Origin of the sequence: Kitasatospora sp. NPDC093558 (assembly GCF_040683475.1) — a bacterium.
Taxonomy (GTDB): Bacteria; Actinomycetota; Actinomycetes; order Streptomycetales; family Streptomycetaceae; genus Kitasatospora.
Genome location: NZ_JBFBDY010001171.1, coordinates 1 through 1403 on the forward strand (window position 1 = coordinate 1; position 1403 = coordinate 1403).

1 protein-coding gene and 1 pseudogene are annotated in these 1403 nt (G+C 69.1%); both read right to left on the bottom strand.

Going from position 1 to position 1403, the window contains the following annotated elements; all coding sequences use genetic code 11:
* Positions 1-174 precede the first annotated feature (174 nt).
* Positions 175-1023 carry a TauD/TfdA family dioxygenase gene (locus tag AB0O00_RS39490; RefSeq protein ID WP_363659496.1) on the bottom strand — a complete coding sequence of 283 codons (849 nt, stop codon included), beginning with the start codon at positions 1021-1023 and terminating at the stop codon, positions 175-177.
* Between the two features lie 51 nt (positions 1024-1074).
* Positions 1075-1403, bottom strand: a pseudogene (locus tag AB0O00_RS39495) (hypothetical protein); the annotation flags it as partial.

Sequence of the window (1403 nt, forward strand, 5' to 3'; positions counted from 1 at the left end):
ATGCTCTCAGAAATGGCCCCGGACATCTATTCCTCCTGGGTTTTCCCTCCCCGGGAATTATCCCGGGGCAGGTCGGGCTGACCGCATCTTCCAGAATGCGGTCCAGGTTCGTTTGCGAAGTGTTCTGTCCGCACGGATCGCGCGGAAGTGGCTACGCGATTTACGGACCGGCCGTCACATCACCGTCGTGCGGTAGAGCAGCCGGTGGTGGTAGCGGCTGTCGCACGGGGTGCGGGTGTGCATGGTCGCGTCGTTGTCCCAGATCACCAGGTCGCCGACGTTCCAGCGGTGGCGGTAGAGGTAGCGCTCCTTGGTGGCGTGCGCGTGCAGGTCGTCCAGCAGCTCGGCGCCCTCCTTCTCGCCGAGCCCCACGACCCCGCTGATGATCATGCTCCCGAGCAGGAGCGAGCTGCGCCCGGTCACCGGGTGGCGGCGCACGATCGGCTGCGCGACGTCCGGGGTGCGCTCGCGCTCCTCGGCGGAGAGCGGCTTCTTGTGTGGATTGGTGAGGAGCTCCTGGTCGACGAGGTACGTCATGGAGTGGACGGCCTTCAGACCGTCGATCCGCTCCCGGACCTCCACGGGCAGCTCGTCGTAGGCCGTCGTGCTGTCCGCGAAGATCGTGTCGCCGCCCTCCTCCGGGGCGATCGCCGAGTACAGCAGCGACGCGCGGCTCATGACCTCGCGCCAGGAGTAGTCGGTGTGCCACTCCTCCTGGTCGTCGCCGTCGTAGAGGCCGATCGGCTCGCCGTCCTCGAAGATGTTGCTGATCTTCAGCACCTCGGGGTGCTCCGGCACGACGTACCGGGCGACGGGGTAGACGTCCAGCGGGCCGAACAGGCGGCTGAAGCGGACGTGGTCGGCGTGGCCGAGATCCTGGCCCGGCAGGACGAGCACGCGGTGGCGCACGAGGTCGTCGAGGATCCGGTCGGCGGTCTCCCGGCCGACCTCCTCGCGCAGGTCGATGCCGGTGATGCGGGCGCCGAAGACGGGGCCCAGCGGTTCGAGTGTGTAGGACGTCATGGGAAACACCTCTCGTGTGGGGGTTCCGCAAACATGTCGGCGCGCGCAGCGTCAGAGGGTGCGCCAGTCGCGCTCCGGGTCGGCGAGGACGGCCAGCACGATCCGCCGGTACGCGGCCACCCAGCCGGCCACCGTCTCCCCGTCGAACTCCTCCGGGTTGTACTGGACCATGCCGCTGACCTCGCCCGACGGCGCGACGCCCATGTTCCAGGCGGCGCCGCCCGGGATCTGCTCGCTCACGCTCTCGCCCTTGGCGACCGGCACGGCCCCCTCGGAGATGCGGAACGGGTCCTCGCCGTCGGCCGAGGCGGCCAGGGTCTCGGAGAAGCCGAAGATGAAGTCGCAGTTGCGCGGGTCGGCCATCGGCGCCATCAGCGAGG